The following is a 24,189-nucleotide window of genomic DNA, read 5'->3' as shown; positions in this document are numbered from 1 at the left end:
CTCCCTCGCTCGGCACGGGCCTGGCGGAGGGCAGGGGGCAGCACACGAGCGCACGCGGCGTCGCGTCCACCGGCCCACTCCACGAGGCCCGGACGTCAGGGCACCCGGACCGGACGGCCGGGCGCACTGTCGGCGGGTCCTCGGACTGAACAAGCGTGCGGATGCGCGCAAGTACACCGTTGCGGGACAGTTCCGGATTCGCACCGGATTCCCCTGCGGCGACAGCGAGCATGAGCATACATCTAGTGCCGGGCTGCCGTGTCACCCCCAGATGTTGTGTCGTGGCGGTATCAGAGCGTCAACTCGTAGGTGAGGAGAGTGATGTCGTCCAGGTGGGGGAGTGGATTCCAGTCCCGCTCAGGTGTGCGGACGAATCCGAGACGTTCGTAGATGCGATGGGCGGCGTGCATGGAGCGCTGGGTGGACAGAACGATCCGTGCGCAGCCCGGCGTGGCCCGCGCGCGATCGGTGCAGGCGCGCACGAGGGCTTCCCCGACGCCCCGGCCGCGCGCCGCGTGGGCGACGGCGAGCATCCGTATCTCGGCTTCTGAGGGCCGGGCGATGTCGGCCATGGGCCCGCCGTCCGGGACGAAGGTCACACCGCCGAGGACGCCCCGGCCCTCGACGGCGACCAGCACCTCGGCGGCGGCCGCCCGCTTGGCCACGTCCTTCAGCTCGCCGAGGTACGCGTCACTCTCCCCGAAGTCCAGCAACCCGTCCTGGAGATAGGCCTGGGCGGTGATCTCACCGAGGGTGGTGTACTCGCCGGGTGCGACCGGCCGGATCACGATGTCCATGCCGGTGAGTGTGCCCGACGGGTACGACAACGGGCCGCCGGATTTCTCCGGCGGCCCGTCGCCTTGTTCCCCGTTGCTCAGTGGGACGCCCCGGCCGTGGCCGGCGGCAGTTCCGCCTGGACCCCCGGGTCGCCCGCGTCCGCCGTGTAGTCCTCCGGCTTCGTCTCGTCGACGCCCTCCGGAGCCTTCACCGCCTTCAGGATCAGGGTCAGCACCACCGTGACCGCCGCGTTCAGCACGAACGCCGTCAGGCCGATGTAGCCGATCTCCCCGATGCCGGGTATCTCCTTCGCCGAGCCGCCGAAGTGCTTCTGGGTCGGGGACGCCACCCCGTACGCCGCGAGCGTGCCGTAGGCCATGCCGACCGCCCAGCCCGCCAGCAGCGCCCAGCGGTGGAACCAGCGGGTGAACAGGCCGCCGACCAGGGCCGGGAAGGTCTGCAGGATCCAGATACCGCCCAGCAGTTGGAAGTTGATGGCCACCGTCTTGTCCATCGTCAGGACGAAGACCAGGGCGCCCACCTTCACCAGCAGCGACACGATCTTGGAGACCCTGGTCTCCTGCTCTGCCGTGGCGTCCGGCTTGATGAAGTCCTTGTAGATGTTGCGCGTGAACAGGTTCGCCGCCGCGATCGACATGATCGCCGCCGGCACCAGCGCGCCGATGCAGATCGCCGCGAACGCCACGCCGGCGAACCAGTCCGGGAACATGTTCTCGAAGAGCTGGGGGATGGCCAGCTGCCCGTTGGTGACCTTCACGCCCGCCGCGATCGCCATGAAGCCCAGCAGCGCCAGCAGGCCCAGCATCAGCGAGTACAGCGGCAGGATCGTGGTGTTGCGGCGGATCACCTCACGGCTGCGCGAGGACAGGGTCGCCGTGATCGAGTGCGGGTACATGAACAGCGCGAGCGCCGAGCCCAGCGCGAGCGTCGCGTACGTCCACTGGCCCGCCTCCGCCGGCGCGAGAGCCCCGCGCGGCTTGCCCGTCACCGGGTTCGTCTGCGCGAACGCATGGCCCGCCTTGGCGAAGATGTCGTCGAAGCCGCCCAGCTTGATCGGGATGTAGATGATCGCCACCGCGATGACGATGTAGATCAGCGTGTCCTTCACGAACGCGATCAGCGCGGGGGCCCGCAGGCCCGACGAGTACGTGTACGCGGCCAGCACACCGAAGGCGATCAGCAGCGGCAGGTCCTTCACGAACCAGTTGGTGTTCTCGCCGCCGCCCACGCCCATCACGTCCAGCACGGCCTGGATGCCGACCAGCTGGAGCGCGATGTACGGCATGGTTGCCAGGATGCCGGTGACCGCCACCGCCAGCGACAGGCCCTTGGAGCCGAAGCGGCCGCGCACGAAGTCCGACGTCGTCACGTATCCGTGCCGGTGGGAGACCGACCACAGACGCGGGAGGAACGTGAAGATCAGCGGGTAGACCAGGATGGTGTACGGCACCGCGAAGAAGCCCGCCGCGCCCGCCGAGTAGATCGCCGCCGGTACGGCCACGAAGGTGTACGCCGTGTAGAGGTCGCCGCCGAGCAGGAACCAGGTGATCCAGGTGCCGAACGACCGTCCGCCCAGGCCCCATTCGTCCAGGCTCTGCTCGCTGTCGGCCCTGCGCCAGCGCGCCGCCAGGAAGCCCATGACGGTGACGGCCAGGAAGAAGAAGATGAAGACGCCGAGCGCGACGCCGTTCACGCCGTCCTTCATTCCGACGCACCTCCCTTGCGGGCGGTGCGGGCGGTGCGGGCGGTGCGGGCGCGCTGGTCACGCTGCCACAGCTTGTACGCGATCATCGTCAGCGCCGTGGAGATCAGCACCCACAGCATCTGGTACCAGTAGAAGAACGGGATGCCGATGAACGCCGGGTCCGTCTTGGCGTAGGAGCCGACCCACAGCATCGCGACAAAGGGTGCTACGAGGCAGAGGGCGATGACGACGCGCACGGGCGTCACCACCGCCGCTCCGGTCACATCTGACTGATCTGACATCTGGCGGCTCCGTCCCCTCACTGCTCACCTGTGTAACGCGCACGCAATGTAGGCGACGGTGTCATGAAAGCGGAAGCCCTCGTCCGCATATCGTTCCTGAACAGCAACGGGTCCTCCTCCCGTCCATACGACGACGGGAGGACCGTAGAGCAGCTTCGGGGGCGGCGCCACACCGCACGCACCCCCAAATGGCCTATTCGGCAGGCCGCTTCGGCCTCGCCACGCTGCATTGTCCCGAGGGGTGACCCCCGGACCCCCAGCCGGTCCTGCGCTTCCCTCGGCTTGTTCGGCAGCCTCGGCTTATTCGGCGGGCCGCTTCAGCCTCGCCACGAACTTGTAGCGGTCTCCGCGGTAGACGGACCTCACCCACTCCACCGGCTTGCCCTCACGGTCCAGGGAGTGGCGGGAGAGCATCAGCATCGGCAGGCCCACGTCCGTGCCGAGCAGGCCCGCCTCGCGCGGGGTGGCCAGCGAGGTCTCGATGGTCTCCTCGGCCTCCGCCAGGTGGACGTCGTAGACCTCCGCGAGCGCCGTGTAGAGGGAGGTGTACTTGACCAGGCTCCGGCGCAGCGCCGGGAAGCGCTTGGCGGACAGATGCGTCGTCTCGATCGCCATCGGCTCGCCGCTCGCCAGCCGCAGCCGCTCGATCCGCAGCACCCGGCCGCCGGCCGTGATGCCGAGGAGGTCGGCGAGCGTGTCGTCGGCGGTGATGTAGCCGATGTCCAGCAGCTGTGAGGTCGGTTCCAGGCCCTGGGCGCGCATGTCCTCGGTGTACGAGGTGAGTTGCAGCGCCTGGGAGACCTTCGGCTTGGCGACGAACGTGCCCTTGCCCTGGATGCGTTCCAGACGCCCCTCCACGACCAGCTCCTGCAGGGCCTGGCGCACGGTCGTGCGCGAGGTGTCGAACTCCGCGGCCAGCGTGCGCTCGGGCGGTACCGGTGTGCCGGGTGGCAGTGTCTCCGTCATGTCGAGCAGATGCTTCTTCAGGCGGTAGTACTTGGGCACGCGCGCGGTGCGGACGGTCGCCCCGCCCTCGTTCTCCGCACTGCTGACGTCGGTGCTCATGCTCTGCCTTCCCGGCTCCGGATGCCGAAGCGACCGACACACCGTCGGTCACGGCTCACATCGTGGCACGGCTGCATGTGGAGGGATCCCCGCACGCTCCGTGGTCCCCGTTACGCGGCCGGGGATCCCCTCTGTATACCTTCGCCGCCCCCGCTGGTCTAGTCCACCAAGCCGAAGTGGTCCAGTCGGACGCGCCGGAATTGGTCTACCCGTTTTCGCTGGGTTCCTACTTAAAGGTTCTTGCATATGTAGGTCCCATAACGGAGGCCCTGAGCGCGGTAAACATCCTTGACACCCCTATTGGTCTGAGCCAAGCTTCCCGCACTGGTCTACACCATTGGTCCAGGTCCCGGCCCCATGGGCGGTACTTCGTCGTCGTCGCCGCGGGGACCAGGGGGGTTTGTGGCATCCCTGAGGAGGGTGGCGTGAAGCGCAAGCTGATAACGGCGATCGGTATCGCGGGAATGATGGTCTCCATCGCGGCGTGCGGGGGCAGTGGCAGCAAGTCCGGGGGCTCGGACAACGGAGCGGACGCCAAGGAGCTCACCGTCTGGCTGACGGTCGACGCCCAGAACAACTGGCCCGCGCTGGTGAAGGCCGCCGACGACGCGTTGCTGAAGAAGCACCCCGGCGTCAAGATCAAGCACGAGTACTACGGCTGGCCGGACAAGAACACCAAGCTCGACGCGGTCCTCGCCACCGACAAGGCGCCCGACGTGGTCGAGATGGGCAACACCGAGATGCTCGGCTACATGGTCAAGGGTGCCTTCGCCTCGGTCGACGCGTCGAAGTTCGACAACTCCGCCCAGTGGCTGGACGGCCTCAAGGCCTCGGTGACGTACGACGGCAAGACGTACGGCGTCCCTTACTACGCCGGCGGCCGCGTCGCCAACTGGCGCAAGGACATTGCTGCTTCGGTCGGCATCAAGACGCCCCCGACGACGTACGCGGAGCTGACCGCCGACCTGGACAAGATCCAGAAGAAGGAGGGCGACAAGTTCAACGCCTGGTACCAGCCGACGCGCGACTGGTACGCGGCCATGTCCTTCGTGTACGACGCGGGCGGCTCGATCGCCAAGGAGGACGGCGGTCAGTGGAAGGCCAGCCTCTCCTCGCCGGAGTCCCTCAAGGGCCTGAACGAGTTCAAGACGATCGTCGACAAGTACATGCACGGCGACAAGACCAAGGACGAGTCCGACCGTTACATCGTCTACGGCCAGGGCAAGTCCGCCATGATCTTCGGCGCGGCCTGGGAGGGCGCCAGCGCGGCCGACCCGAAGGCCGACAAGACCGGCAAGCTGAAGAACAACCTCGTGAACTTCGTGATGCCCGGCCCGTCCGGCAAGAACATCCCGGTGTTCCTTGGCGGTTCGGACCTCGCGATCCCGGTGAAGTCCAAGGCGCAGGCACTCGCCGCCGAGTGGATCAACGCGTTCACCGGTTCAGAGGGCCAGAAGGGCCTGATGGCCAAGGGCAACCTGCCCAACGACAAGACCGACCTTGCCACGCTCAAGAGCGACCCGGCGACGCAGGTGCCGGCCACCGCGGCCGAGTCCAACTGGTTCGTCCCCATGGCCCCGGGCTGGGGTCAGGTCGAGAAGGCACAGATCCTGCAGACCATGCTCCAGGACATCGGCACCGGCAAGAAGTCGGTCGAGGCCGCCGCGAAGGACGCGGACGCCGCGATCGACAAGGTCATCAACACCAAGTGACCTGAGCACAGGGCCCCGTGACCCGGTGGGTATGCGGGGCGGGGCCCTGGTTCTCGTACGACCGTGCGGTGGCCCTGCCCGCGTGCGGCCGTGCGGGGTTTCGCCTTCTCGTACGACCGTGCGGGGTTTCGCCCTCGTACGACCTGAGGGAACCCTGAGGAGCGCGCCATGAGTGCCGCAGACACGACCACCCCTGCCAAGGTGCCGCCGCCGCGGCCCGCGCCGCCGCCGGCCGCTCTGGACCGGCCACGCAGAAAGCGGACGTCGAGCGGAGCCGCGGTCCCATGGCTGCTGCTCGCGCCCTGTCTGCTGATCCTCGCCCTGGTCATGGGCTATCCGCTGGTCCGCCTGGTCACCCTGTCCTTCCAGAAGTTCGGGCAGTCCCAGCTGTGGGGCTTCCAGCCGGCCGAGTCGGTCGGGTTCGCCAACTTCAGCTCGGTGCTGGGGGACGGCGAGTTCTGGACCGTCGTGCTGCGCACGATCGTCTTCGCCGCCGGCTGCGTGATCTTCACCATGGTCGTCGGCATGCTGATCGCGCTGCTGCTGCAGCGGGTCTCCAGCTGGGTGAAGACGCTGATCAACGTCGTGCTCGTGGCCAGCTGGGGCATGCCGGTCATCGTGGCCACCACCGTCTTCAAGTGGCTCTTCGACTCGGACTACGGGATCCTCAACGCGCTGCTCAGCAAGCTGCCCGGCGTGCAGCTGATCGGTCACAACTGGTTCGCGAGCGGGCCGCAGGGCCTCGCCGTGATCATGCTCCTTGTGGTGTGGGGCGCGGTGCCGTTCGTCGTCATCACGCTCGCCGCGGGTCTGACCCAGGTGCCGAAGGAACTGGAGGAGGCGGCCCGGCTGGACGGCGCGAGCGGGTGGGGCGTCTTCCGCCATGTCACCCTGCCGATCCTCAGGCCGATCATCGTGATGCTCACGACCCTCTCGGTGATCTGGGACATGGGCGTCTTCCCGCAGGTCTTCGTGATGCGAGGCGGCCATCCCGAACCCGAGTTCCAGCTGCTCCAAACGTATTCCTACGACCGTGCGTTCGTCGTCAACGACTATGCGCAGGGCTCGGCGATCGCCCTGCTGACCGTGCTGCTGCTGCTCGGTGTCGTCGCCGTGTACATGCGTCAGATGCTGAAGATCGGAGAGGTCGAATGAGCGCCATCGCCACCGCGGGGCGGCGCCGCGGAAAGTCCCGGCTGGGCTGGAACCTCCTCGGCCTGCTGGTCTTCCTCACCACGGGCTTCCCCGTCTACTGGATGGTCGACACGGCCTTCAAACCGGCGAAGGACGCCATCGACCCGGACCCGAGCCTGCTGCCGACGGGCATCACCCTGGCCAACTTCCGCCGGGCGCTGGAGATCGCGGACTTCTGGGGGCCCGTCAGCCGCAGCCTGATCGTGTCGCTGTCGGTGGTCGCGATCGGTGTCGTCGTCGGCATGCTGGCCGCGCTCGCCATCTCCCGCTTCGCCTTTCGCGGCCGGAAGATCGTGATCGTGGGCATTCTGGCGGTCCAGATGGTCCCGCTGGTCTCCATGATCATCCCGGTCTTCCTGCTCCTCAACGATCTGGGTCAGTACGACAAGTTGACGGGCCTGATCATCACGTATCTGACCTTCATCCTGCCGTTCACGGTGTGGACGCTGCGCGGCTTCATCGTCAACATCCCGCGCGAGCTGGAGGAGGCGGCGATGGTGGACGGCTGCTCCCGCACCGGCGCCTTCCTGCGCGTGGTCTTCCCGCTGCTCGCCCCCGGCCTGGTCGCCACTTCGGTCTACGGCTTCATCCAGGCGTGGAACGAGTACCTGTACGCGCTGATGCTGATGAGCCAGGAGAACCAGACCGCGACCGTCTGGCTCGGCAACTTCACCACCAAGCACGGCACCGAGTACGCCCCGATGATGGCCGGCTCCACGATGATGGCCGTGCCGATCGTCGTTCTCTTCCTCCTCGTCCAGCGCAAGATGGCCGCGGGCCTCACCGCGGGCGCCGTGAAGGGATGACACCCCCCTGATGACGACATTCGCCAGCGGTACGGACACCCTCACGCGCGACGCGCTGACGGTCCTTCAACCCGGCTTCACCGGCACCACCGCCCCCGACTGGCTGCTGCGCCGCCTCGGCGAAGGCCTGGCGTCCGTGGGCCTGTTCGGCCGGAACATCGCCTCACCGGAACAACTCGCCGCCCTGACCGCACAGTTGCGCGCCGAACGCGACGACGTGCTCGTGGCGATCGACGAGGAGGGGGGTGATGTCACGCGCCTGGAGGTGAGGACGGGGTCCTCCTTCCCGGGCAATCACGCGCTCGGCGCGGTGGACGACGTCGAGCTGACGCGTCAGGTGGCCCACGAACTCGGCCGCCGGCTCGCGGAGTGCGGGGTGAACCTCAACTGGGCGCCCTCGGCCGACGTCAACTCCAACCCGGCGAACCCGGTGATCGGCGTTCGGTCCTTCGGCGCCGGCACGGAACTCGTGGCCCGCCACACCGCCGCCTATGTCACCGGCCTCCAGTCCGCCGGCGTCGCCGCCTGCACCAAGCACTTCCCGGGGCACGGCGACACGGCGGTCGACTCCCACCACGCTCTGCCGCGCATCGACGCGGACTCCGCAGTGCTCCAGCAACGCGAACTAGCCCCGTTCCGCGCGGCGATCGCCGCCGGCACACGTGCGGTGATGAGCGCCCACATCCTGGTCCCCGCCCTGGACCCGGACCGCCCGGCAACGTTGTCCCGACCGGTCCTGACCGACCTGCTGCGCGGCGGACTCGGCTACGACGGGCTGATCGTCACCGACGGCATGGAGATGCAGGCGATCGCCGGGACCTACGGCATCGAGCGGGGCAGCGTCCTCGCCGTCGCGGCGGGCGCGGACGCGATCTGTGTGGGCGGCGGCCTCGCGGACGACGAGACGGTACGGCGCCTGCGGGACGCCCTGGTCACGGCGGTGCGCTCCGGCGAACTGGCCGAGGAGCGGCTCGCCGACGCGGCGGAACGGGTGCGGGCGCTGGCCCGGTGGACGGCGTCGGCGGCAGCGGGCGCCGATCGGCAGCGGGCCACCGGCTCCGACATCGGCCTGCTCGCCGCCCGGCGCGCGCTGACGGTCACCGGCGCGGAGGGCTTCACCCCGCTCACCGAACCGCCGTACGTCGCCGCCCTCACTCCCGTCGCGAACATCGCGGTGGGCCATGAGACCCCCTGGGGCGTGGCGGCGGAACTCCTCCGTCTGCTTCCCGGCACCGAGACGGGCAGCTTCGCGGGGGAGGAAGCGGGGCGGGCGGCGCTGGAGGCCGCCGGAACGCGGCGGATCGTGGCGGTGGTCCGCGACGAACACCGCCACCCGTGGATGGCGAGGGCCCTCGACACACTTCTTGCGGCGCGCCCCGACACCATCGTGGTGGAAATGGGCGTCCCGCAGGCTGCTCCCCGCGGCGCTCTGCACATCGCCACGCACGGGGCGGCGCGGGTGTGCGGGCGAGCGGCGGCGGAGGTCATCGCGGGCGCGTAGCCGGACGACGAGGACGTGTGGCCGCTTGACGAAGACGCGTGGCGGGCGTCGGAGGCACGTGGCCGTACGGCGAGTGTGTGGCCGGGCGTCGGAGGCGTGTCGCCGGACGGCGGGTGTGTGGCCGGGCGACGGAAAGCGCCCGGCCGGGCGCCGTACGACGAAGTCGCGTGGCCGTATGACGAAGGCGGGCCGCATCACGAAGGCGCCGGTCGCCCCTCAGGGTGGCCGGCCGCCCTCGTATGAGCCCCGCGGAGCCTAGATGCCCTGCCAGTCGGGCTTGTTGGCGTAGGTGTGGCGGAAGTAGTCGGCGAGCTTCAGCTTGGACGCGGCGGCCTCGTCGACGACGACCGTCGCGTGCCGGTGGAGCTGGAGAGCGGAGGCCGGGCACACCGCGGCGACCGGGCCCTCCACGGTCGCGGCGACCGCGTCCGCCTTGCCCTCGCCGGTCGCGAGGAGCACCAGGTGCCTGGCCTCCAGGATGGTCCCTATGCCCTGGGTGATCACGTGGTGCGGCACCTGGTCGATGTCGCCGTCGAAGAAGCGGGCGTTGTCGATCCGGGTCTGCTCGGTCAGCGTCTTGATCCGCGTCCTGGAGGCGAGCGAGGAGCACGGCTCGTTGAACCCGATGTGCCCGTCGGTCCCGATGCCCAGCAACTGAAGATCCACGCCACCGGCCTCGGAGAGCGCCCGGTCGTAGGCCTCGCACGCCGCCGACACGTCCTCGGCGGTGCCGTCGGGCCCCATGAAGGCGTCCATGCCGACCCCGAGCGGCTCCAGCACCTCGCGCCGCAGCACCGAACGGTACGACTCCGGATGCTCGGCCGGCAGCCCCACGTATTCGTCGAGCTGTGCGATCCGCGCCCGTGAGGCGTCCACGGCGCCCGAGCGCACCTTGGCCGCCAGCGCCTCGTAAACGGGCAGCGGGGTCGAGCCGGTGGCCACGCCGAGCAGGGCGGCGGGCTTGCCTCGGAGCAGCTGGGCCATGGCCTCGGCGATGAGCTCGCCACCCGCCTTGGCGTCCGGAACGATGACAACTTCCACGCTGGGCCTGCCGATCTGAAGAGGGGCTCGCCGGGGAACCGAAGGGGAACGCATGTGGTATAGACCAATCTAGCAGAAGCGGTCATCCCGATGGTGGCCCCGACGCCCCGGATTCCCCCGCCCGTCGTGTGCAGGTGGTCCCCCGGATGCGCGATCCGAGGGGCGGGGGAGTGGAATGGAGTCAGCAGCGCAGAGCCACCCCGGTGAATCACCCCAAGGAGGCCCCATGACCGCCCCCACCACGGACCCTCGCAGCGACGACCTGCCCGGGCGGATCATGGCCCGGGAGATGGCCGAGCAGCCCGCAGTGCTGCGCCGGATCCTGGAATCCGGTGCCCCGCGGATCCAGGCGGTGGCCCGTGAGGTCGCCGCCCGTAAGCCCCGGTTCGTGCTGCTCACCGCCCGCGGCACCTCCGACAACGCCGCGCTCTACGCCAAGTACCTCCTGGAGATCCGCCTCGGCCTGCCCTGCGGTCTCACCTCGATGTCGACCACCACGGCGTACGGTGCCCGTCCCGACCTCACCGACGTCCTCGTCATCACCGTCAGCCAGTCCGGCGGCTCCCCGGACCTGGTCGCCTCGACGCGGGCCGCCCGCGAGGCCGGCGCCCTCACGGTGGCCGTGACCAACAACCCGGACTCACCGCTGGCCACCGTCTCCGAGTACCACATCGACATCATGGCCGGACCGGAGAAGGCTCTCCCCGCAACCAAGACCTACACCGCCTCCCTCCTGGCCCTCTATCTCTTCGTGGAAGGACTGCGCGACGGTGACGGCGCCGCCGCCAAGGCCCTGCCCGACCTCGCCGAACAGCTCCTCGCCCGGCAGGACGAGGTCCGCACCCTCGCCTCCCGCTACCGCTTCGCCGAGCGCATGGTCATCACCTCGCGCGGCTACGGCTACCCCACCGCCAAGGAAGCCGCCCTGAAGCTGATGGAGACCAGCTACATCCCTGCCCTGTCGTACTCGGGCGCCGATCTACTGCACGGCCCGCTCGCCATGGTCGACAACGTCTCTCCGGTCATCGCCGTGGTGACGGACGGAAAGGGCGGTGCCGCTCTCCAGCCCGTGCTCGACCGGCTGCGCGGCCGCGGGGCCGACCTCGTCGTCGTCGGACCCAGGAGCCAGGTCGAACAGGCCTCGGCCGGTTTCGTCCTGCCCGCCGAGGGTGTGGCCGAGGAGGTCCAGCCGATCCTGGAGATCATCCCGCTCCAGCTCCTGGCGTACGAGGTCACGATCGCCCGCGGCCAGGACCCGGACGCCCCGCGCGCCCTGGCGAAGGTGACCGAGACCCGCTGAGGGGAGAGGCGGCACGGGAGTTTCTCCAGTGGTCGCTGCGGAAAGACAGTACGGCGGGGCACCTACATTTCTCTAGTACCCGCTATAAAATCCCCTCCATGGTGAATGGCCGGGAGAAGGAAGCCAGGTCCGACGGTCCTGTTGTGCGCGGGTCCGTGGGGCGGCCGCGCGGCCGCCCCCGCTCCTTCGACCGTGACACCGCGCTCGAAAAGGCCGTTCTCGCCTTCTGGGAGCACGGCTACGAGGCCACGTCCGTCTCCGACCTCACGCGTGTCATGGGTATCGGCGCCCCCAGCCTGTACGCGGCGTTCGGGGACAAGCGGTCGTTGTTCGAGGAGGTCGTCGGCGTATACGGCGACCGCTACGGGTCCTTCGCCGACCGCGCCCTGGCCGAGGAGCCCACGGTCCGTGCCGCCTTCGAACGGATGCTCCGCGAGGCCGCGGACATCTACACGGCTCCCGGTCATCCGCATGGCTGTCTTGTCATCCATGCCGCCACCAACTGCACCACGCCCGAGGTCGAGGAGTCCCTGCGGGCACGTCGCACCGCCGGCATCGCTGCCTTCGAGAGCCGGGTCAAGGCCGCCATCGCCGCAGGTGAACTGCCCGCCGGCAGCGATGCCGGCGCGCTCGCCCGGTACGCCGGTGCGATCATCCAGGGCATGTCCCAACAGGCACGCGACGGAGCGAGCCGCGAGGAACTCGATGCACTCGCGGGGGTCGCCATGGCAATCTGGCCCCGTGCAGGAGCTGCTGGGGGCTACGCTGCGGGTGAGCCGTCGCGGGATGTCCCCCAGTGATGTCCGATAAAGTGACAACAACAAACATCCCCCAACGCATGGACACAAGCGCCCGGACGCAGGAACATGGTCATGGGCGTGGTCTAGTCCACAAAACGAACCTCCGTCTTCCCCGCACAGGAAGGCGGATCGAGGAACCGGCGCTCTCTGCCCTGACTGCTCCGGCTCCTCGACCTTCGGCCGACCGGGACCGCACACCCCACGGCCGTTGCTGCTCCGGGCTGCGGTGCCGGGAGGGTTGAGGGTCCCTCTCAGGCGCCGCGGCCCGCGGGTGTTTCCGGGGCGGGTGCCCCCTGAGCGGCCGTCCCCACCTGGCCGATTTCGATCGATGTCCGAATACCCAGGTACCCTCGCTCACGTGCCCTCCATGAACGAACTGGTCCGCCAGCACACCGCCCTCAGCGACTCCGACCTGGAGTGGCTGCATCTGCTGGTGTCGGAGTGGCAGCTGCTCTCTGATCTCTCCTTCGCCGACCTCGTCCTGTGGGTGCCCACGCGCGACGGCACACGGTATGTGTCGGTCGCCCAGATGCGCCCCAACACCGGTCCCACCTCGTACCAGGACGACATGGTCGGCCACCTCGTGCCGCGCGGCCGCCGCCCCCTGCTGGATGCGGCCCTGGACGAGGGCCGGATCGTGCGCGAGGGCGACCCCGAGTGGCGCGAGGAGGTCCCGGTCCGGGTCGAGTCCATTCCCGTACGACGCGAGGGGCGCGTCCTCGGCGTCATCGCGCGCAACACCAATCTGCTGACCGTGCGGACCCCGAGCCGCCTGGAACTGACGTACCTCCAGAGCGCCTCCGACCTCGCCCAGATGATCGCGGCCGGCTCCTTCCCGTTCCCCGACCAGCAGGTCGACATGGACGCTTCGCCGCGCGTCGGCGACGGACTGATCCGCCTGGACGCGGACGGCCTCGTCCAGTACGCGTCGCCGAACGCCCTGTCGGCGTACCACCGGCTGGGTCTCGCCTCCGACCTCGTCGGTCATCACCTCGGCAGGACCACCGCCGAACTCGCCCCGACCCGGGGCCCGGTGGACGAGGCGCTCGCCAAGGTCGCCAGCGGCTGGGCGCCGCGCGAGTTCGAGATCGAGGCGAACGACGGGGTGATCCAGTTCCGTGCGATCCCCCTCAAGCCCAAGGGCACCCGGATCGGCTCGCTCGTCCTGCTCCGGGACGTCACCGAACTGCGGCGCCGCGAGCGTGAGTTGATAACCAAGGACGCGACCATCCGGGAGATCCACCACCGGGTGAAGAACAACCTCCAGACGGTCGCCGCACTGCTCCGCCTCCAGGCCCGCCGTATCGAGTCCGAACGGGGGCGGGAGGCCCTCGAAGAGGCCGTACGACGGGTCGGCTCGATCGCGATCGTGCACGAGACGCTGTCCCAGAACCTGGACGAGCGCGTGGACTTCGACGAGATCGCCGACCGGGTGCTCGCGATGGTCGCCGAGATCTCACCCGGCTCCGTCACCGGCCGGCGCAGCGGTTGCTTCGGCATCCTGGACGCCGAGGTTGCGACCCCGCTCTCCATGGTGCTGACCGAGGTTCTGCAGAACGCCCTGGAGCACGGCTTCCGCCCGGGCGACACCGGAACGGTCGAGGTCGCGGCGGTGCGCGGCGGCACGACGAAGGAGGCCCGCCTCCTGGTCACCGTCCAGGACGACGGTGTCGGCCTGCCCGAGGGCTTCGACCCGCACACGGCGGGCAACCTCGGTCTGCAGATCGTACGGACGCTCGTGGAGGGCGAGTTGGGCGGCACGTTCGACATGGTCCCGGCCCCGGAGCGCGGTACGCGGGTGATCCTGGACATCCCCGTGCGGGCGCAGAAGTGACACCGTCCCACCGTGATACCGGTGAACGGCCCTGAACAGCAATGAGCCCCGGACCACGAATGGTCCGGGGCCAAAAGCTCGTTGCCCTCTAGTGCGATGGGGTACCCCCTGCTCGAGCGAAGTCGAGAGCTTGGGGGAGCATCGGGGGTACTGCGCGCTGCGGCTCGGGGGCGGGAGATGCGTACTCGCTGTACGCGCCGCCAAGCTCAGGCTCGTGCGGGGTGGGCGTGTCAGGCGGAGGCCTGACGGGCCCGGTTGCGGGCGGCGCGGCGCTTCATGGCGCGGCGCTCGTCCTCGCTGAGACCACCCCAGACGCCGGAGTCCTGGCCGGACTCGAGCGCCCACTGCAGGCACTGCTCGATAACCGGGCAGCGACGGCAGACGGCCTTGGCTTCCTCGATCTGCAGCAGCGCAGGACCAGTGTTGCCGATGGGGAAGAAGAGCTCGGGGTCTTCCTCGCGGCAAACGGCGTTGTGACGCCAGTCCATGGCTGCTACCTCTCCTTGTATTACGTGCAGATTGCTTGTGAATGTGAACGCTTTCACGAATCCCTCAACAAGTGAAGGGCCGATCGTCAGGCTCGCCGACGTGGTCCTGTGATGTGAGGAGGGGTTCGGGCGCTCGATGGGGGCCAGTGGTGCGGGCTGTCCCGAGCGCCACGTAGAGACTCGCAAACCTCAGCGGCGGATACAACCCCTTCCGGAAAGTTTTTTTTGATTCCTTGGTGTCGGCTCGGTCACAGCCGTACTTCCAAGGGGTGGATCCTGGCCTAAACGTTCGAGTGAAAGGACTTTAGCCCCTTCTGCTCACACAATCACACGCAGTGCACGGCGTACGCCTGTGAACGTCACGCTCGTACGCAGCCCGAGGTGGTCGCCGTCCATCTGCAGGGGCAGCGGCACCTTCGATTGCAAGGTGAAGTCGGTCAGGTCGTGCAGGGAGACCACATGCTTGCCGTGGGGTCCGTGCTCGGGGGACGAAGTGAGCAACTGTGTGGCATACCGGGCAACGGAGGCCGTGGACATGCGGCTGAGAGCGAGTACATCGAGCCCGGTATCGAACGTCGCCTTAGGAGACGCGTACACCGGACGATTGCCGATAAACGTCCAGGGCGCTGTGTTGCAGATTATCGACAGGACGAGACCGGTGACCGGGTCCTCGCCGGGTCGCTCCAGGGTGATCGTTCCGTGTCTGCGGTGAGGTTCGCCCAAAAACTGACGGACCATTTGGCGCACATACAGCGCATGGGTGGAGCGCTTGCCCTGCTCGCGCTGCTGCTCGACGCGGCCCACCACGCCCGCGTCGAAGCCGAGGCCGGCATTGAAGGTGAACCAGCGGGACGGCACCGCCTCGTCCGCCGTGCCGGGGGTGCCCGCGGCGAGGCCGAGGCCGACCGTGCGCCAGCGGTCCTCGCTCATGGCGTCGAGGATCATGCCGGTGGCCTCCACGGGGTCGTTGGGCAGGCCGAGGGCGCGGGCGAAGACATTGGTCGAGCCGCCGGGGACGACTGCGAGGCGGGGGAGGCGGTCGGGGTCGGGGCCGTGGTGCAGCAGGCCGTTGACGACCTCGTTGACCGTGCCGTCGCCGCCGAGGGCCACGACCAGCCCGATGTCCTCGCTCTCCGCGGCCTGGCGGCCGAGATCCCGCGCGTGCCCGCGGTACTCGGTGGTGACCGCCTCGAGCTTCACCTCGCTCGCCAGCGCGTGGATCAACACGTCACGGGTACGTGCGCTTGTGGTGGTTGCCGCCGGATTGACCACGAGAAGTGCACGCATGGGTTGCAGCGTACCTACTGGGCGGTACTCGGCCCAGCCCGGGTAGGGATCGGGTAAGAGGTCGGGGCGTGGTATTGGGCACAGCGGGGCGGCCTGCGTCGGGGCAGGGGTACGGGCTGGGGTCCGGCCGAGGGGCGGCGGCTGCGGTCCGGGCGGGGGCTCTACGCTTCAGGGGTGAGCGCTGAGCAGAACCCCACCCCCGAAGCCCGCGACGCCGAGCCCCGTCCCGCGCGGCTGACCGCCGCGGCTGCGCTGGCCGCGCTGGAGGGACTCGCCCTGGTCGTGGGCGGCGTCTGGATGCTCGTCCTGGGCCTTACGGGCTCGCCGGACGACCGCGGGCAGGCCGTCACCGGCGGCGTCACCCTGATCGTGCTCGCGCTGCTGCCCCTGCTGGCGGCGCGCGGTCTGCTGCTGCGCCGCAGCTGGAGCAGGGGGCCCGCCGTCATCACCCAGATCATGGCGCTGCCGGTGGCGTACAGCCTGCTCCAGGCCGACAGCATCGCGATCCCGGGCGGCATCGTGCTCGCGGTCGTCGCGGTGGCGGCGCTGGTGCTCCTGGTGAACCCGGCGACGACGCGGGCCCTCGGCATCCGGGGGCCCGGGAACGTACAGGACCAGAAGTAGGCGGCGCACCCGCCGACGGCGAAAAGCACTCAAGGGCGACCGGAACCCCGGTCGCCCTTCGTCACTCCTCGACCAGCAACTTCTCCCGCAGCTGGGCCAGTGTCCGGGCCAGCAGCCGTGAGACGTGCATCTGTGAGATGCCGACCTCCTGAGCGATCTGCGACTGGGTCATGTTGCCAAAGAAGCGGAGAAGCAGGATCCGCTTCTCTCGCGGAGGAAGATCCTCCAGCAGCGGCTTCAGCGACTCCCGGTATTCGACGCCCTCCAGGGCCTCGTCCTCCGCGCCGAGTGTGTCCGCGACCGCCGGGGACTCGTCGTCCGTGTCGGGGACGTCCAGGGAGAGTGTCGAGTACGCGTTGGCGGACTCCAGCCCCTCCAGGACCTCCTCCTCCGAGATGGCCAGCTTCTCGGCGAGCTCATGGACCGTCGGAGAGCGGCCGTGCTGCTGGGACAGCTCCGCCGTGGCCGTCGTCAGGGCAAGGCGCAGTTCCTGCAGACGGCGCGGGACACGGACCGCCCAGCCCTTGTCGCGGAAGTGGCGCTTGATCTCGCCGACGACCGTCGGGGTCGCGTACGTGGAGAACTCGACGCCGCGGTCCGGGTCGAAGCGGTCGACCGACTTGATCAGTCCGATGGTGGCGACCTGGGTCAGGTCGTCCAGCGGCTCGCCCCGGTTGCGGAAGCGGCGCGCGAGGTGCTCGACGAGCGGAAGGTGCATACGGACCAGCTGGTTGCGCAGCTCCGCGTACTCCGGGCTGCCCTCCTTCAGCTTGCGCAGCTCGACGAACATGGCCCGCGCCCCACTGCGGTCCTGTGGATCGTGCTGTGCGCCGCCCGGCACACTCTGCTCAGCGTTTCGCTCGTGCTCGCTCATCGTCCCGCCCGTCACCCGCCGCCCTCCGGAGGACGTGCTCTGCGTGGCACTCTCTGGATCCCGTCGTCCGCCGCCCCGGACGGCGAGCGTCTCGTCCGTGTCGGCCGACCCCGTCTGCGCGGGAGCAACGACCGCCGAAGCGCCGTCCTCCGGGTGCGGACGGGCCTGCTCGGGAATGCCGTCCACGCCGCCTGCCATGCGCCGCGACCCGCTCGGGCCGCCGCCGTTCCCGGCGGAGAGTCCCCGTGTGCCGCGCTCTTCGTCCCGCACCGGCCCGTCCCCGTTCGTCACGCCGGCCCGGGTCCCGCGCCGCGCTGTTTGTAGAGGCTGATGGACACGGTCTTGTCCTCGGCGACCGCGGAGGAGACCTTGCCGGCCAGGGCCGACAGGACGGTCCAGGCGAAGGTGTCGCGCGAGGGGGCGTGACCGTCCGTGGTCGGGGCCGAGACCGTGACCTCCAGTGAGTCGTCGATGAGCCGGAAGACACAGCTGAGCACCGAGCCGGCCACGGCCTGTTGCAGCAGGATGGCGCAGGCCTCGTCGACCGCGATGCGCAGGTCCTCGATCTCGTCGAGGGTGAAGTCCAAACGAGCCGCGAGACCGGCCGTGGCCGTGCGCAGCACCGACAGGTAGGCACCCGCTGCCGGAAGCCGGACTTCCACGAAGTCCTGGGTCGCGGGCTCGCCTGCGATCTGGGACACCCTCACCTCCAAGGTGGTACAAGCTCTTTCGGGGCCGAGGGTCGCCCCCCGGGGTAACGCCCTACGTGTTTCAGCGGTGACGCTATCGCGCTCTCAACTTTTCTGTCCTCGGGACCCCGACCCCTTCTGTCACTCATGGTAAACCTACGGACACGCACAGTGGCTAGGGGTCTGCGGGCCCAATTGGGAAGAGCACGCGCCGGTTTGACGTACCCAGGCGTCAGACCGTCGAACCGTCCGGATCCAGAGTCACACGAGTACGGGTCCAGAGTCACACGAGTACGTGGTCGACGAAGCACCAGCGCCAGTTCTCACCCGGCTCAAAGGTGCGCATCACGGGGTGGCCGGTGTCATTGTGGTGCGCCGTCGCATGCCGCAGGGGTGAGGAGTCGCAGCAGCCCACGTGTCCGCACTCCAGGCACAGCCGCAGTTGCACGGGGTGCGTACCTGCTGCGAGACACTCGAGGCACGTCTCGCTCAGGGGCTCGGGTTCGGGATGCGGCAGCGCGTCGACGTGCGTGCACTGTTTCATGATTGCCAGGTTACGACGGGTCCGCGGGAAGCCGCGCGGAAAACGAGGGCGGGCGGAAGACGATGAACGTGTTGCCACTGCTGGTGCTGGTCGCGGGCAGCGCCGCCGTCGCCGGGGCGGCCCGCCGTACCCCGGTGCCCGCGCCGCTGCTGCTGGTCGCAGTGGGCCTCGCGGTCTCCTACGTGCCCGGGGTGCCCGAGTACACCCTCGACCCCGACATCGTGCTGCCGCTGGTGCTGCCCCCGCTGCTGTACACCTCGGCCACGGACAGCTCGTACCTCGACCTGCGGGCACATCTGCGGCCGGTGGCGCTGCTGTCCGTCGGGTACGTGCTCTTTGCGACGCTGGTCGTGGGGTGGGCGGCGTATCTGATCGTGCCGGGTCTTCCGCTGACCGCGGCGCTGGTGCTGGGCGCGGTGGTCGCGCCGCCGGACGCGGTCGCGGCGACGGCGGTCGCCCGGCGGGTGGGGCTGCCGTCGCGGATCACCACGATCCTGCAGGGGGAGTCGCTGGTGAACGACGCGACCGCGATCACCGCGTACAAGGTGGCGCTCGCGGCGGCGGTCGGGGAGGGGGCGACCTGGGCGGGCGGGGTGCGGGAGTTCCTGCTCGCGGCGGTCGGCGGTGTCGCGGTCGGTCTGGTGCTGATGGTGCCGATCCACTGGCTGCGCACGCACCTGAAGGAGGCGCTGCTGCAGAACACGCTCTCCCTGCTGATCCCGTTCGTCGCGTACGGGGCCGCGGAGTGGGTGCACGCCTCCGGGGTGCTCGCCGTGGTCGTCGTCGCCCTCTACCTCGGCCACCACAACTGGCAGGTCGACTTCGCGACCCGGCTCCAGGAGGAGGCGGTGTGGAGGATGGTCGCGTTCCTCCTGGAGGCGACGGTCTTCGCGCTCATCGGACTGCAGCTGCCCGTCGTCCTGAAGGGGCTCGGGGAGTACGAGGGCACGCGCGCGGCCTGGTGCGCGGTGGCCGTGTTCCTGGTGGTCGTCGCGTCACGGTTCGTGTGGGTGTACCCGGCGGCCTTCCTGCCGCGACTGGTCTTCTCGCGCATCCGGGAGCGCGAGGACAACCCCACATGGAAGGGGCCGTTCATCATCGGCTGGGCGGGGATGCGGGGCGTGGTCTCGCTCGCGATCGCGTTCTCGATCCCGAAGACCGTGCACGGCGGGGGGCCGTTCCCCGGCCGCAACCTGATCCTCTTCCTGACCTTCACCACGGTGATCGGCACGCTCGTGGTGCAGGGACTGACCCTGCCCCCGCTGATCCGGCTGATGCGCCTGCCGGGGCGCGACCCCCAGGCGGAGACCCTGGCGGAGGCGAACGCCCAGGCGCAGGCGTCCCGGGCCGCCGAGCGGCGCCTCGACGAACTCCTCGACGACGAGCGCAACGCCCTGCCGCCCCCGCTGGCCGACCGCCTCCGCACGGTCCTGGAGCGCCGCCGCAACGCCGTCTGGGAGCGGCTGGGCTCGGTGAACCCGGTGACCGGCGAAACGGTCGACGACACCTACCGACGGCTGTCCCGCGAGATGATCGGCGCGGAACGCGCGGTCTTCGTGAAACTGCGCAATCACCGCTACATCGACGACGAGATGCTCCGCACGCTGCTGAGACGGCTGGACCTGGAGGAGGCGGCGGCCTACCGGGAGGCGGCCTGAGCCGTTCCGGAGGCCGCATCCGAGGGCTCTACCGGGCCGGCCTCCCGGTGATCACCGCGGCCAGCGTCGTCCCCCGCGGGAATGCGCCTTCCTCCGTGAGGGCGACAAGTCCGTACAGCAGCTTGGCGACATAGAGACGTTCCACCGGGAGGGCGTGGCGGGACGCGAAGTCGTCGGCGAAGGCCTCCAGTTCCGGTGTCGTGCGGGCGTAACCGCCGAAGTGGAAGCGGGTGTCCAGCGTCCAGGTGCCACGACGGCCGCCGAAGGCCCGGGTCTGGAGGGCGGCCGTGTCGGCGGCCAGGAAGTCGCCCTTCAGGACCGGGACGCCCAGGGCCCGCTGGTCCGGGGCCAGACCCGCGGCCAGGCCGGCCAGCGTGCCACCGGTGCCGCAGGCCAGGGCGACCACGTCCGCCCGGCCGCGCAGCTCCTCACCGAGCGCCCGGCAGCCGCGTACGGCGAGCGAGTTGCTGCCGCCCTCCGGCACCACGTACGCCTCCTCGGCGTCCGCCGCGCGCAGAATGCCCGCCAGGGTCTCCGGCTCCGTCTTGCGGCGATACGTCGACCTGTCGACGAAGTGCAGCCGCATGCCGTCGGCGGCGCACCGGGCCAGGGAGGGGTTGAGCGGCCGGGCGGCCAGCTCCTCGCCGCGGACCACGCCGATCGTGTCCAGACCCAGCAGCCGGCCCGCCGCGGCCGTCGCCCGCAGATGGTTGGAGTACGCGCCGCCGAAGGTGAGCAGGGACCGGCCGGCCGCGGCCCGCAGATTCGGGACGAGCTTGCGCCACTTGTTGCCGACCAGGTCCGGATGGATCAGATCGTCCCGCTTGAGCAGCAGCCGGACGCCGTGCCGCGCGAAGCGCTCGTCCACGACCTCCTGCAGCGGCGACGGCAGCCGCGGGTGCAGTACGGCCGGGTCGGGTGCTTCGGGGTGCGGCACATCGGGACTGGTCACCCCGTCATTGTCGGACACCAGTCCGACCTGCTCCCCACCCCTCGACAAAGCGCACCACTGTGCCCAAAACGGTAGTGATCCATTCCCGCTCTTTCGGGTAATAGCACCGACACGCTCTGTGATGGAAAGCTCTTCCTTGCAGATCAATGCATGATCGGGAGGGCAATTTCAATGTCGGTAGGCGAAGAGGTCCGCGCGGACGAGAGCAAGCCGCAGCAGAGTCTCGGTACCGAGGCCGCACGGAACCTGGCCACCACCACCAAGTCCGCACCCCAGATGCAGGAGATCAGCTCACGTTGGCTGCTGCGCATGCTGCCGTGGGTGAACGTGCAGGGCGGTACGTACCGGGTGAACCGCCGCCTCACCTACTCCGTGGGCGACGGCCGCGTGACCTTTGTGAAGACCGGCGACCAGGTCACGGTCATCCCCGCGGAGCTGGGCGAGCTGCCCGCCCTGCGCACCTACGACGACCTGGACGTGCTGGGCGAGCTCGCCCAGCGCTGCCAGCAGCGGAGATTCGCACCAGGGGACGTGCTCGCCGAGTTCGGCAGCCAGGCCGATGAGGTCTATCTGCTCGCGCACGGCAAGGTCGAGAAGATCGGCACGGGTCCCTACGGGGACGACGCGGTGCTCGGCGTCCTCGCCGACGGCGCCTACTTCGGCGACCAGGCACTGCTCGACCCGGACGCCATCTGGGAGTACACGGCCCGCGCGGTCACCGCCTGCACGGTGCTCGCCCTGCCCCGCCGGGACGTCGAACAGGTCGCGGAGCGGGCCGGGTCCCTGCGCGACCATCTGCAGCAGCAGCGCTCGATCCCCGCGCAGCGCACCAACAAGTTCGGTGAGAAGGAGATCGACCTCGCCGCGGGCCACAGCGGTGAGCCGGACATTCCGCACACCTTCGTCGACTACGAGGCCGCGCCGCGCGAGTACGAGCTGAGCATCGCCCAGACCGTGCTGCGCATCCACACGCGTGTGGCCGACCTCTACAACCAGCCGATGAACCAGACCGAGCACCAGCTGCGGCTCACCGTCGAGGCGCTGAAGGAGCGCCAGGAGCACGAACTCATCAACAACCGCGACTTCGGCCTGCTCCACAACTGCGAGTTCGACCAGCGGCTGCAGCCGCACGACGGCGTACCGAGCCCCGACGACATGGACGAGCTGCTCAGCCGGCGGCGCGGCACCAAGCTGTTCCTCGCCCACCCGCGCGCGATCTCCGCGTTCGGCCGTGAACTCAACAAGCGCGGGCTCGTCCCGGAGACCATCGACATCGCCGGCAACCGCATCCCCACCTGGCGGGGAGTGCCGATCTTCCCGTGCAACAAGATCCCGGTCACCGAGGCCCGTACGAGTTCGATCATCGCCATGCGTACCGGCGAGGAGGATCAGGGTGTCGTAGGGCTCAGGCAGTCCGGCATCCCCGACGAGATCGAGCCCAGCCTGTCGGTGCGCTTCATGGGCATCAACGAACAGGCGATCATCAGCTATCTGGTGACGAGCTACCACTCGGCCGCCGTTCTGGTGCCGGACGCGCTGGGGGTCCTGGAGAACGTCGAGATCGGCCGCTGGAGGTGACGCTTCCGGTTCCCTGCGCAAGCGGCGCGCCGTGTTCCCGCCCGGCAGGGCGGGTACACCCTCGGGATATGTCCCCAGCGGCGGCGGAAGCACCATCGTCCGCAGACTCTCCGAGGTGGTCCGATGGGTGAGTTCATGACGGAACCGAGGCAGGGCCCGGCCCTCGAGGAGCGGAGCCCCGTCACCCCCGTAGGACGGCACGATCCGCCCCGGGGCCCGGAGGGACCGTTCGAAGGGCACGAAGCGGCGGCGATCCTGGACAAGACCCGGGCCTCGGTCGACCCGGAGCTGCGCCGGGCCATCGACTCGCTGCCCGGCTCGATGCGCCGGATCGCGCTCTACCACTTCGGCTGGGAGCACGCGGACGGCACTCCGGCGGCCGGCAACGCGGGCAAGGCGATACGGCCCGCGCTCGTCCTGACCGCGGCACGCGCGCTCGGCGGACGGCCTTCGGCAGCCGTACGGGCCGCCGCGGCCGTGGAACTCGTCCACAACTTCACACTGCTGCACGACGACGTGATGGACCGGGACACCACCCGCAGGCACCGTCCCACCGCCTGGACCGTGTTCGGCGACGCCGACGCGATCCTCGCGGGGGACGCCCTGCAGGCGCTGGCCCAGCGGCTGCTCGCCGAGGACCCGCACCCGGCGTCGGGGGCGGCCGCCGCCCGGCTCGCGGGCTGCGTCGTCGAGCTGTGCGCCGGGCAGCACGCGGACACGGCCATGGAGCGGCGCGGCCCCCATGAGGTCACCCTCGACGAGGTGCTCGCCATGGCGGAGGCGAAGACGGGCGCACTGCTCGGCTGCGCCTGCGCGCTCGGCGCGCTGTACGCGGGAGCGGACGACTCGGACGTAGAGGCGCTGGACGCGTTCGGCCGCCAGGCCGGGCTCGCCTTCCAGCTCATCGACGACGTGATCGGGATCTGGGGGGACCCGGGCCGGACCGGGAAACCGGCCGGGGCGGACCTCATGGCCCGCAAGAAGTCGCTGCCGGTGGTCGCCGCGCTCGCCTCCGGCACCCCGACCGCCGCGGACCTGGCCGAGTTGTACCAAGGTCCGTACCGGGAAGGGGAGCTGGAGCGCACGGTTCTCGCCGTCGAGCAGGCGGGGGGACGTGAGTGGGCGCAGGTGCAGGCGGCCGACCGGATGGCCCGCGCAATGGAGGAACTGTCCCGGGCGGTCCCCGATCCGGAGGCGGCGGGCGGCCTGCTGGCCCTGGCCGAGTTCGTGACCCGGCGCAGCACCTGAGCGCCGTCACCGAAAGACCCCGGGGCACCGGGTCCGCGCGGTTCCTGACCCCGCGCGGCGCCCGTGGCCCCGGCCGGGCGGGCGCCCCCAAATCACCTGCTGTGGGGGGGGCGAGGCGTATAAGAGGTTACGCCCGAGACACAACCCCCCCCCCCCCCCCACGCCCCGGGTTTATACAACATGCTCGCACCCCCCCCCCAACGCCGCCCC

The 24,189-nt window shown here is 69.7% G+C and carries 22 protein-coding genes and 1 riboswitch; of the genes, 11 read left to right on the top strand and 11 right to left on the bottom strand.

Annotated elements, in window-relative coordinates:
* Positions 1-114: 114 nt before the first annotated feature.
* A riboswitch (cobalamin riboswitch) is annotated at positions 115-238 on the bottom strand.
* 52 nt (positions 239-290) lie between these two features.
* The 4 genes from ABT186_RS32255 to ABT186_RS32240 all read right to left on the bottom strand — a co-directional run bounded on the left by ABT186_RS32255 (position 291) and on the right by ABT186_RS32240 (position 3,849).
* Positions 291-797 (bottom strand): GNAT family N-acetyltransferase, encoded by a 507-nt coding sequence (locus ABT186_RS32255; RefSeq protein WP_351221619.1) that lies wholly within the window; start codon positions 795-797, stop codon positions 291-293.
* A gap of 77 nt (positions 798-874) precedes the next feature.
* Positions 875-2,503, bottom strand: a complete 1,629-nt coding sequence (mctP, locus tag ABT186_RS32250) for a monocarboxylate uptake permease MctP (protein WP_351928081.1) — start codon at positions 2,501-2,503, stop codon at positions 875-877.
* Positions 2,500-2,784, bottom strand: coding sequence for a DUF3311 domain-containing protein (locus tag ABT186_RS32245; protein WP_351928079.1), 285 nt, complete (start codon positions 2,782-2,784; stop codon positions 2,500-2,502). The genes mctP and ABT186_RS32245 overlap by 4 nt, the downstream gene beginning before the upstream one ends.
* 300 nt (positions 2,785-3,084) lie before the next feature.
* Positions 3,085-3,849: a GntR family transcriptional regulator gene (locus tag ABT186_RS32240; protein WP_351221622.1), complete on the bottom strand. Its 765-nt coding sequence runs from the start codon at positions 3,847-3,849 to the stop codon at positions 3,085-3,087.
* A 425-nt stretch (positions 3,850-4,274) separates the two neighbouring features.
* Here ABT186_RS32240 and ABT186_RS32235 point away from each other — a divergent pair, with 425 nt between their 5' ends.
* From ABT186_RS32235 to ABT186_RS32220, 4 genes are all read left to right on the top strand, one after another.
* A complete protein-coding gene (locus ABT186_RS32235; RefSeq protein ID WP_351221623.1) occupies positions 4,275-5,561 on the top strand; it encodes an extracellular solute-binding protein in 1,287 nt (428 codons plus the stop codon).
* 168 nt (positions 5,562-5,729) lie between these two features.
* A complete protein-coding gene (locus ABT186_RS32230) occupies positions 5,730-6,716 on the top strand; it encodes a carbohydrate ABC transporter permease (RefSeq protein WP_351928077.1) in 987 nt (328 codons plus the stop codon).
* Entirely contained in the window at positions 6,713-7,561 is an 849-nt protein-coding gene (locus ABT186_RS32225; protein ID WP_351221625.1) for a carbohydrate ABC transporter permease, read from the top strand. Before ABT186_RS32230 ends, ABT186_RS32225 begins: the two co-directional genes overlap by 4 nt.
* Positions 7,562-7,571: 10 nt before the next feature.
* Complete coding sequence (locus ABT186_RS32220; protein WP_351221626.1) at positions 7,572-9,062, top strand: glycoside hydrolase family 3 protein; 1,491 nt, start codon at positions 7,572-7,574, stop codon at positions 9,060-9,062.
* A gap of 255 nt (positions 9,063-9,317) precedes the next feature.
* Here the strand turns inward: ABT186_RS32220 and nagB are convergent, their stop codons facing one another.
* Entirely contained in the window at positions 9,318-10,103 is a 786-nt protein-coding gene (gene nagB, locus ABT186_RS32215) for a glucosamine-6-phosphate deaminase (RefSeq protein WP_351928075.1), read from the bottom strand.
* Positions 10,104-10,329: 226 nt separating this feature from the next.
* Between nagB and ABT186_RS32210 the strand changes: the two genes are divergently transcribed.
* From ABT186_RS32210 to ABT186_RS32200, 3 genes are all read left to right on the top strand, one after another.
* The gene (locus ABT186_RS32210; RefSeq protein WP_351928073.1) at positions 10,330-11,403 is read left to right on the top strand and encodes an SIS domain-containing protein; all 1,074 of its coding nucleotides are present in this window, start codon (positions 10,330-10,332) and stop codon (positions 11,401-11,403) included.
* A 98-nt stretch (positions 11,404-11,501) separates the two neighbouring features.
* Positions 11,502-12,203, top strand: coding sequence for a TetR/AcrR family transcriptional regulator (locus ABT186_RS32205; RefSeq protein WP_351928071.1), 702 nt, complete (start codon positions 11,502-11,504; stop codon positions 12,201-12,203).
* Positions 12,204-12,561: 358 nt separating this feature from the next.
* Positions 12,562-14,037, top strand: a complete 1,476-nt coding sequence (locus ABT186_RS32200) for a sensor histidine kinase (protein ID WP_351221630.1) — start codon at positions 12,562-12,564, stop codon at positions 14,035-14,037.
* Between the two features lie 230 nt (positions 14,038-14,267).
* On the opposite strand, the gene ABT186_RS32195 is transcribed toward ABT186_RS32200, so the two are convergent.
* Together ABT186_RS32195 and ABT186_RS32190 are read right to left on the bottom strand one after the other, a co-directional pair.
* Entirely contained in the window at positions 14,268-14,525 is a 258-nt protein-coding gene (locus tag ABT186_RS32195; RefSeq protein ID WP_003992873.1) for a WhiB family transcriptional regulator, read from the bottom strand.
* 318 nt (positions 14,526-14,843) lie between these two features.
* Positions 14,844-15,812, bottom strand: coding sequence for a diacylglycerol/lipid kinase family protein (locus tag ABT186_RS32190; RefSeq protein ID WP_351221631.1), 969 nt, complete (start codon positions 15,810-15,812; stop codon positions 14,844-14,846).
* A gap of 174 nt (positions 15,813-15,986) precedes the next feature.
* Between ABT186_RS32190 and ABT186_RS32185 the strand changes: the two genes are divergently transcribed.
* Positions 15,987-16,436: a hypothetical protein gene (locus tag ABT186_RS32185; protein ID WP_351221632.1), complete on the top strand. Its 450-nt coding sequence runs from the start codon at positions 15,987-15,989 to the stop codon at positions 16,434-16,436.
* A 61-nt stretch (positions 16,437-16,497) separates the two neighbouring features.
* Here the strand turns inward: ABT186_RS32185 and ABT186_RS32180 are convergent, their stop codons facing one another.
* The 3 genes from ABT186_RS32180 to ABT186_RS32170 form a co-directional block, all read right to left on the bottom strand.
* The gene (locus ABT186_RS32180; RefSeq protein ID WP_351221633.1) at positions 16,498-17,601 is read right to left on the bottom strand and encodes an RNA polymerase sigma factor SigF; all 1,104 of its coding nucleotides are present in this window, start codon (positions 17,599-17,601) and stop codon (positions 16,498-16,500) included.
* Entirely contained in the window at positions 17,598-18,011 is a 414-nt protein-coding gene (locus tag ABT186_RS32175; RefSeq protein ID WP_351928069.1) for an ATP-binding protein, read from the bottom strand. Before ABT186_RS32175 ends, ABT186_RS32180 begins: the two co-directional genes overlap by 4 nt.
* A gap of 271 nt (positions 18,012-18,282) precedes the next feature.
* Positions 18,283-18,543, bottom strand: a complete 261-nt coding sequence (locus ABT186_RS32170) for a UBP-type zinc finger domain-containing protein (protein WP_351221635.1) — start codon at positions 18,541-18,543, stop codon at positions 18,283-18,285.
* A 62-nt stretch (positions 18,544-18,605) separates the two neighbouring features.
* Between ABT186_RS32170 and ABT186_RS32165 the strand changes: the two genes are divergently transcribed.
* On the top strand, positions 18,606-20,201 hold the full coding sequence (locus ABT186_RS32165; protein WP_351928067.1) for a Na+/H+ antiporter: 1,596 nt from the start codon (positions 18,606-18,608) through the stop codon (positions 20,199-20,201).
* 28 nt (positions 20,202-20,229) lie between these two features.
* Here ABT186_RS32165 and ABT186_RS32160 read toward each other — a convergent pair whose 3' ends face one another.
* A complete protein-coding gene (locus tag ABT186_RS32160) occupies positions 20,230-21,153 on the bottom strand; it encodes a 1-aminocyclopropane-1-carboxylate deaminase/D-cysteine desulfhydrase (RefSeq protein ID WP_351221637.1) in 924 nt (307 codons plus the stop codon).
* Positions 21,154-21,324: 171 nt separating this feature from the next.
* Between ABT186_RS32160 and ABT186_RS32155 the strand changes: the two genes are divergently transcribed.
* Both ABT186_RS32155 and ABT186_RS32150 read left to right on the top strand, forming a co-directional pair.
* Positions 21,325-22,731 (top strand): family 2B encapsulin nanocompartment shell protein, encoded by a 1,407-nt coding sequence (locus ABT186_RS32155; protein WP_351221638.1) that lies wholly within the window; start codon positions 21,325-21,327, stop codon positions 22,729-22,731.
* A 123-nt stretch (positions 22,732-22,854) separates the two neighbouring features.
* Positions 22,855-23,979 carry a family 2 encapsulin nanocompartment cargo protein polyprenyl transferase gene (locus tag ABT186_RS32150; RefSeq protein ID WP_351928065.1) on the top strand — a complete coding sequence of 375 codons (1,125 nt, stop codon included), beginning with the start codon at positions 22,855-22,857 and terminating at the stop codon, positions 23,977-23,979.
* Positions 23,980-24,189: the final 210 nt, after the last annotated feature.

The sequence above is a fragment of the Streptomyces sp. NPDC001634 genome, assembly GCF_040298185.1.
GTDB lineage: Bacteria > Actinomycetota > Actinomycetes > Streptomycetales > Streptomycetaceae > Streptomyces.
This window is presented reverse-complemented; position numbering and strand designations above follow the sequence as displayed.

What these genes read in the sequence shown, in the direction of transcription:
- ABT186_RS32195 (WP_003992873.1), bottom strand. Translation starts at nt 14,525, where the DNA reads ATGGACTGGCGTCACAACGCCGTTTGCCGCGAGGAAGACCCCGAGCTC.
- ABT186_RS32220 (WP_351221626.1), top strand. Translation starts at nt 7,572, where the DNA reads ATGACGACATTCGCCAGCGGTACGGACACCCTCACGCGCGACGCGCTG.
- ABT186_RS32165 (WP_351928067.1), top strand. Translation starts at nt 18,606, where the DNA reads ATGAACGTGTTGCCACTGCTGGTGCTGGTCGCGGGCAGCGCCGCCGTC.
- ABT186_RS32240 (WP_351221622.1), bottom strand. Translation starts at nt 3,849, where the DNA reads ATGAGCACCGACGTCAGCAGTGCGGAGAACGAGGGCGGGGCGACCGTC.
- ABT186_RS32245 (WP_351928079.1), bottom strand. Translation starts at nt 2,784, where the DNA reads ATGTCAGATCAGTCAGATGTGACCGGAGCGGCGGTGGTGACGCCCGTG.
- ABT186_RS32255 (WP_351221619.1), bottom strand. Translation starts at nt 797, where the DNA reads ATGGACATCGTGATCCGGCCGGTCGCACCCGGCGAGTACACCACCCTC.
- ABT186_RS32225 (WP_351221625.1), top strand. Translation starts at nt 6,713, where the DNA reads ATGAGCGCCATCGCCACCGCGGGGCGGCGCCGCGGAAAGTCCCGGCTG.
- mctP (WP_351928081.1), bottom strand. Translation starts at nt 2,503, where the DNA reads ATGAAGGACGGCGTGAACGGCGTCGCGCTCGGCGTCTTCATCTTCTTC.
- ABT186_RS32210 (WP_351928073.1), top strand. Translation starts at nt 10,330, where the DNA reads ATGACCGCCCCCACCACGGACCCTCGCAGCGACGACCTGCCCGGGCGG.
- ABT186_RS32190 (WP_351221631.1), bottom strand. Translation starts at nt 15,812, where the DNA reads ATGCGTGCACTTCTCGTGGTCAATCCGGCGGCAACCACCACAAGCGCA.
- ABT186_RS32155 (WP_351221638.1), top strand. Translation starts at nt 21,325, where the DNA reads ATGTCGGTAGGCGAAGAGGTCCGCGCGGACGAGAGCAAGCCGCAGCAG.
- ABT186_RS32230 (WP_351928077.1), top strand. Translation starts at nt 5,730, where the DNA reads ATGAGTGCCGCAGACACGACCACCCCTGCCAAGGTGCCGCCGCCGCGG.
- ABT186_RS32205 (WP_351928071.1), top strand. Translation starts at nt 11,502, where the DNA reads ATGGTGAATGGCCGGGAGAAGGAAGCCAGGTCCGACGGTCCTGTTGTG.
- ABT186_RS32170 (WP_351221635.1), bottom strand. Translation starts at nt 18,543, where the DNA reads ATGAAACAGTGCACGCACGTCGACGCGCTGCCGCATCCCGAACCCGAG.
- ABT186_RS32150 (WP_351928065.1), top strand. Translation starts at nt 22,855, where the DNA reads ATGGGTGAGTTCATGACGGAACCGAGGCAGGGCCCGGCCCTCGAGGAG.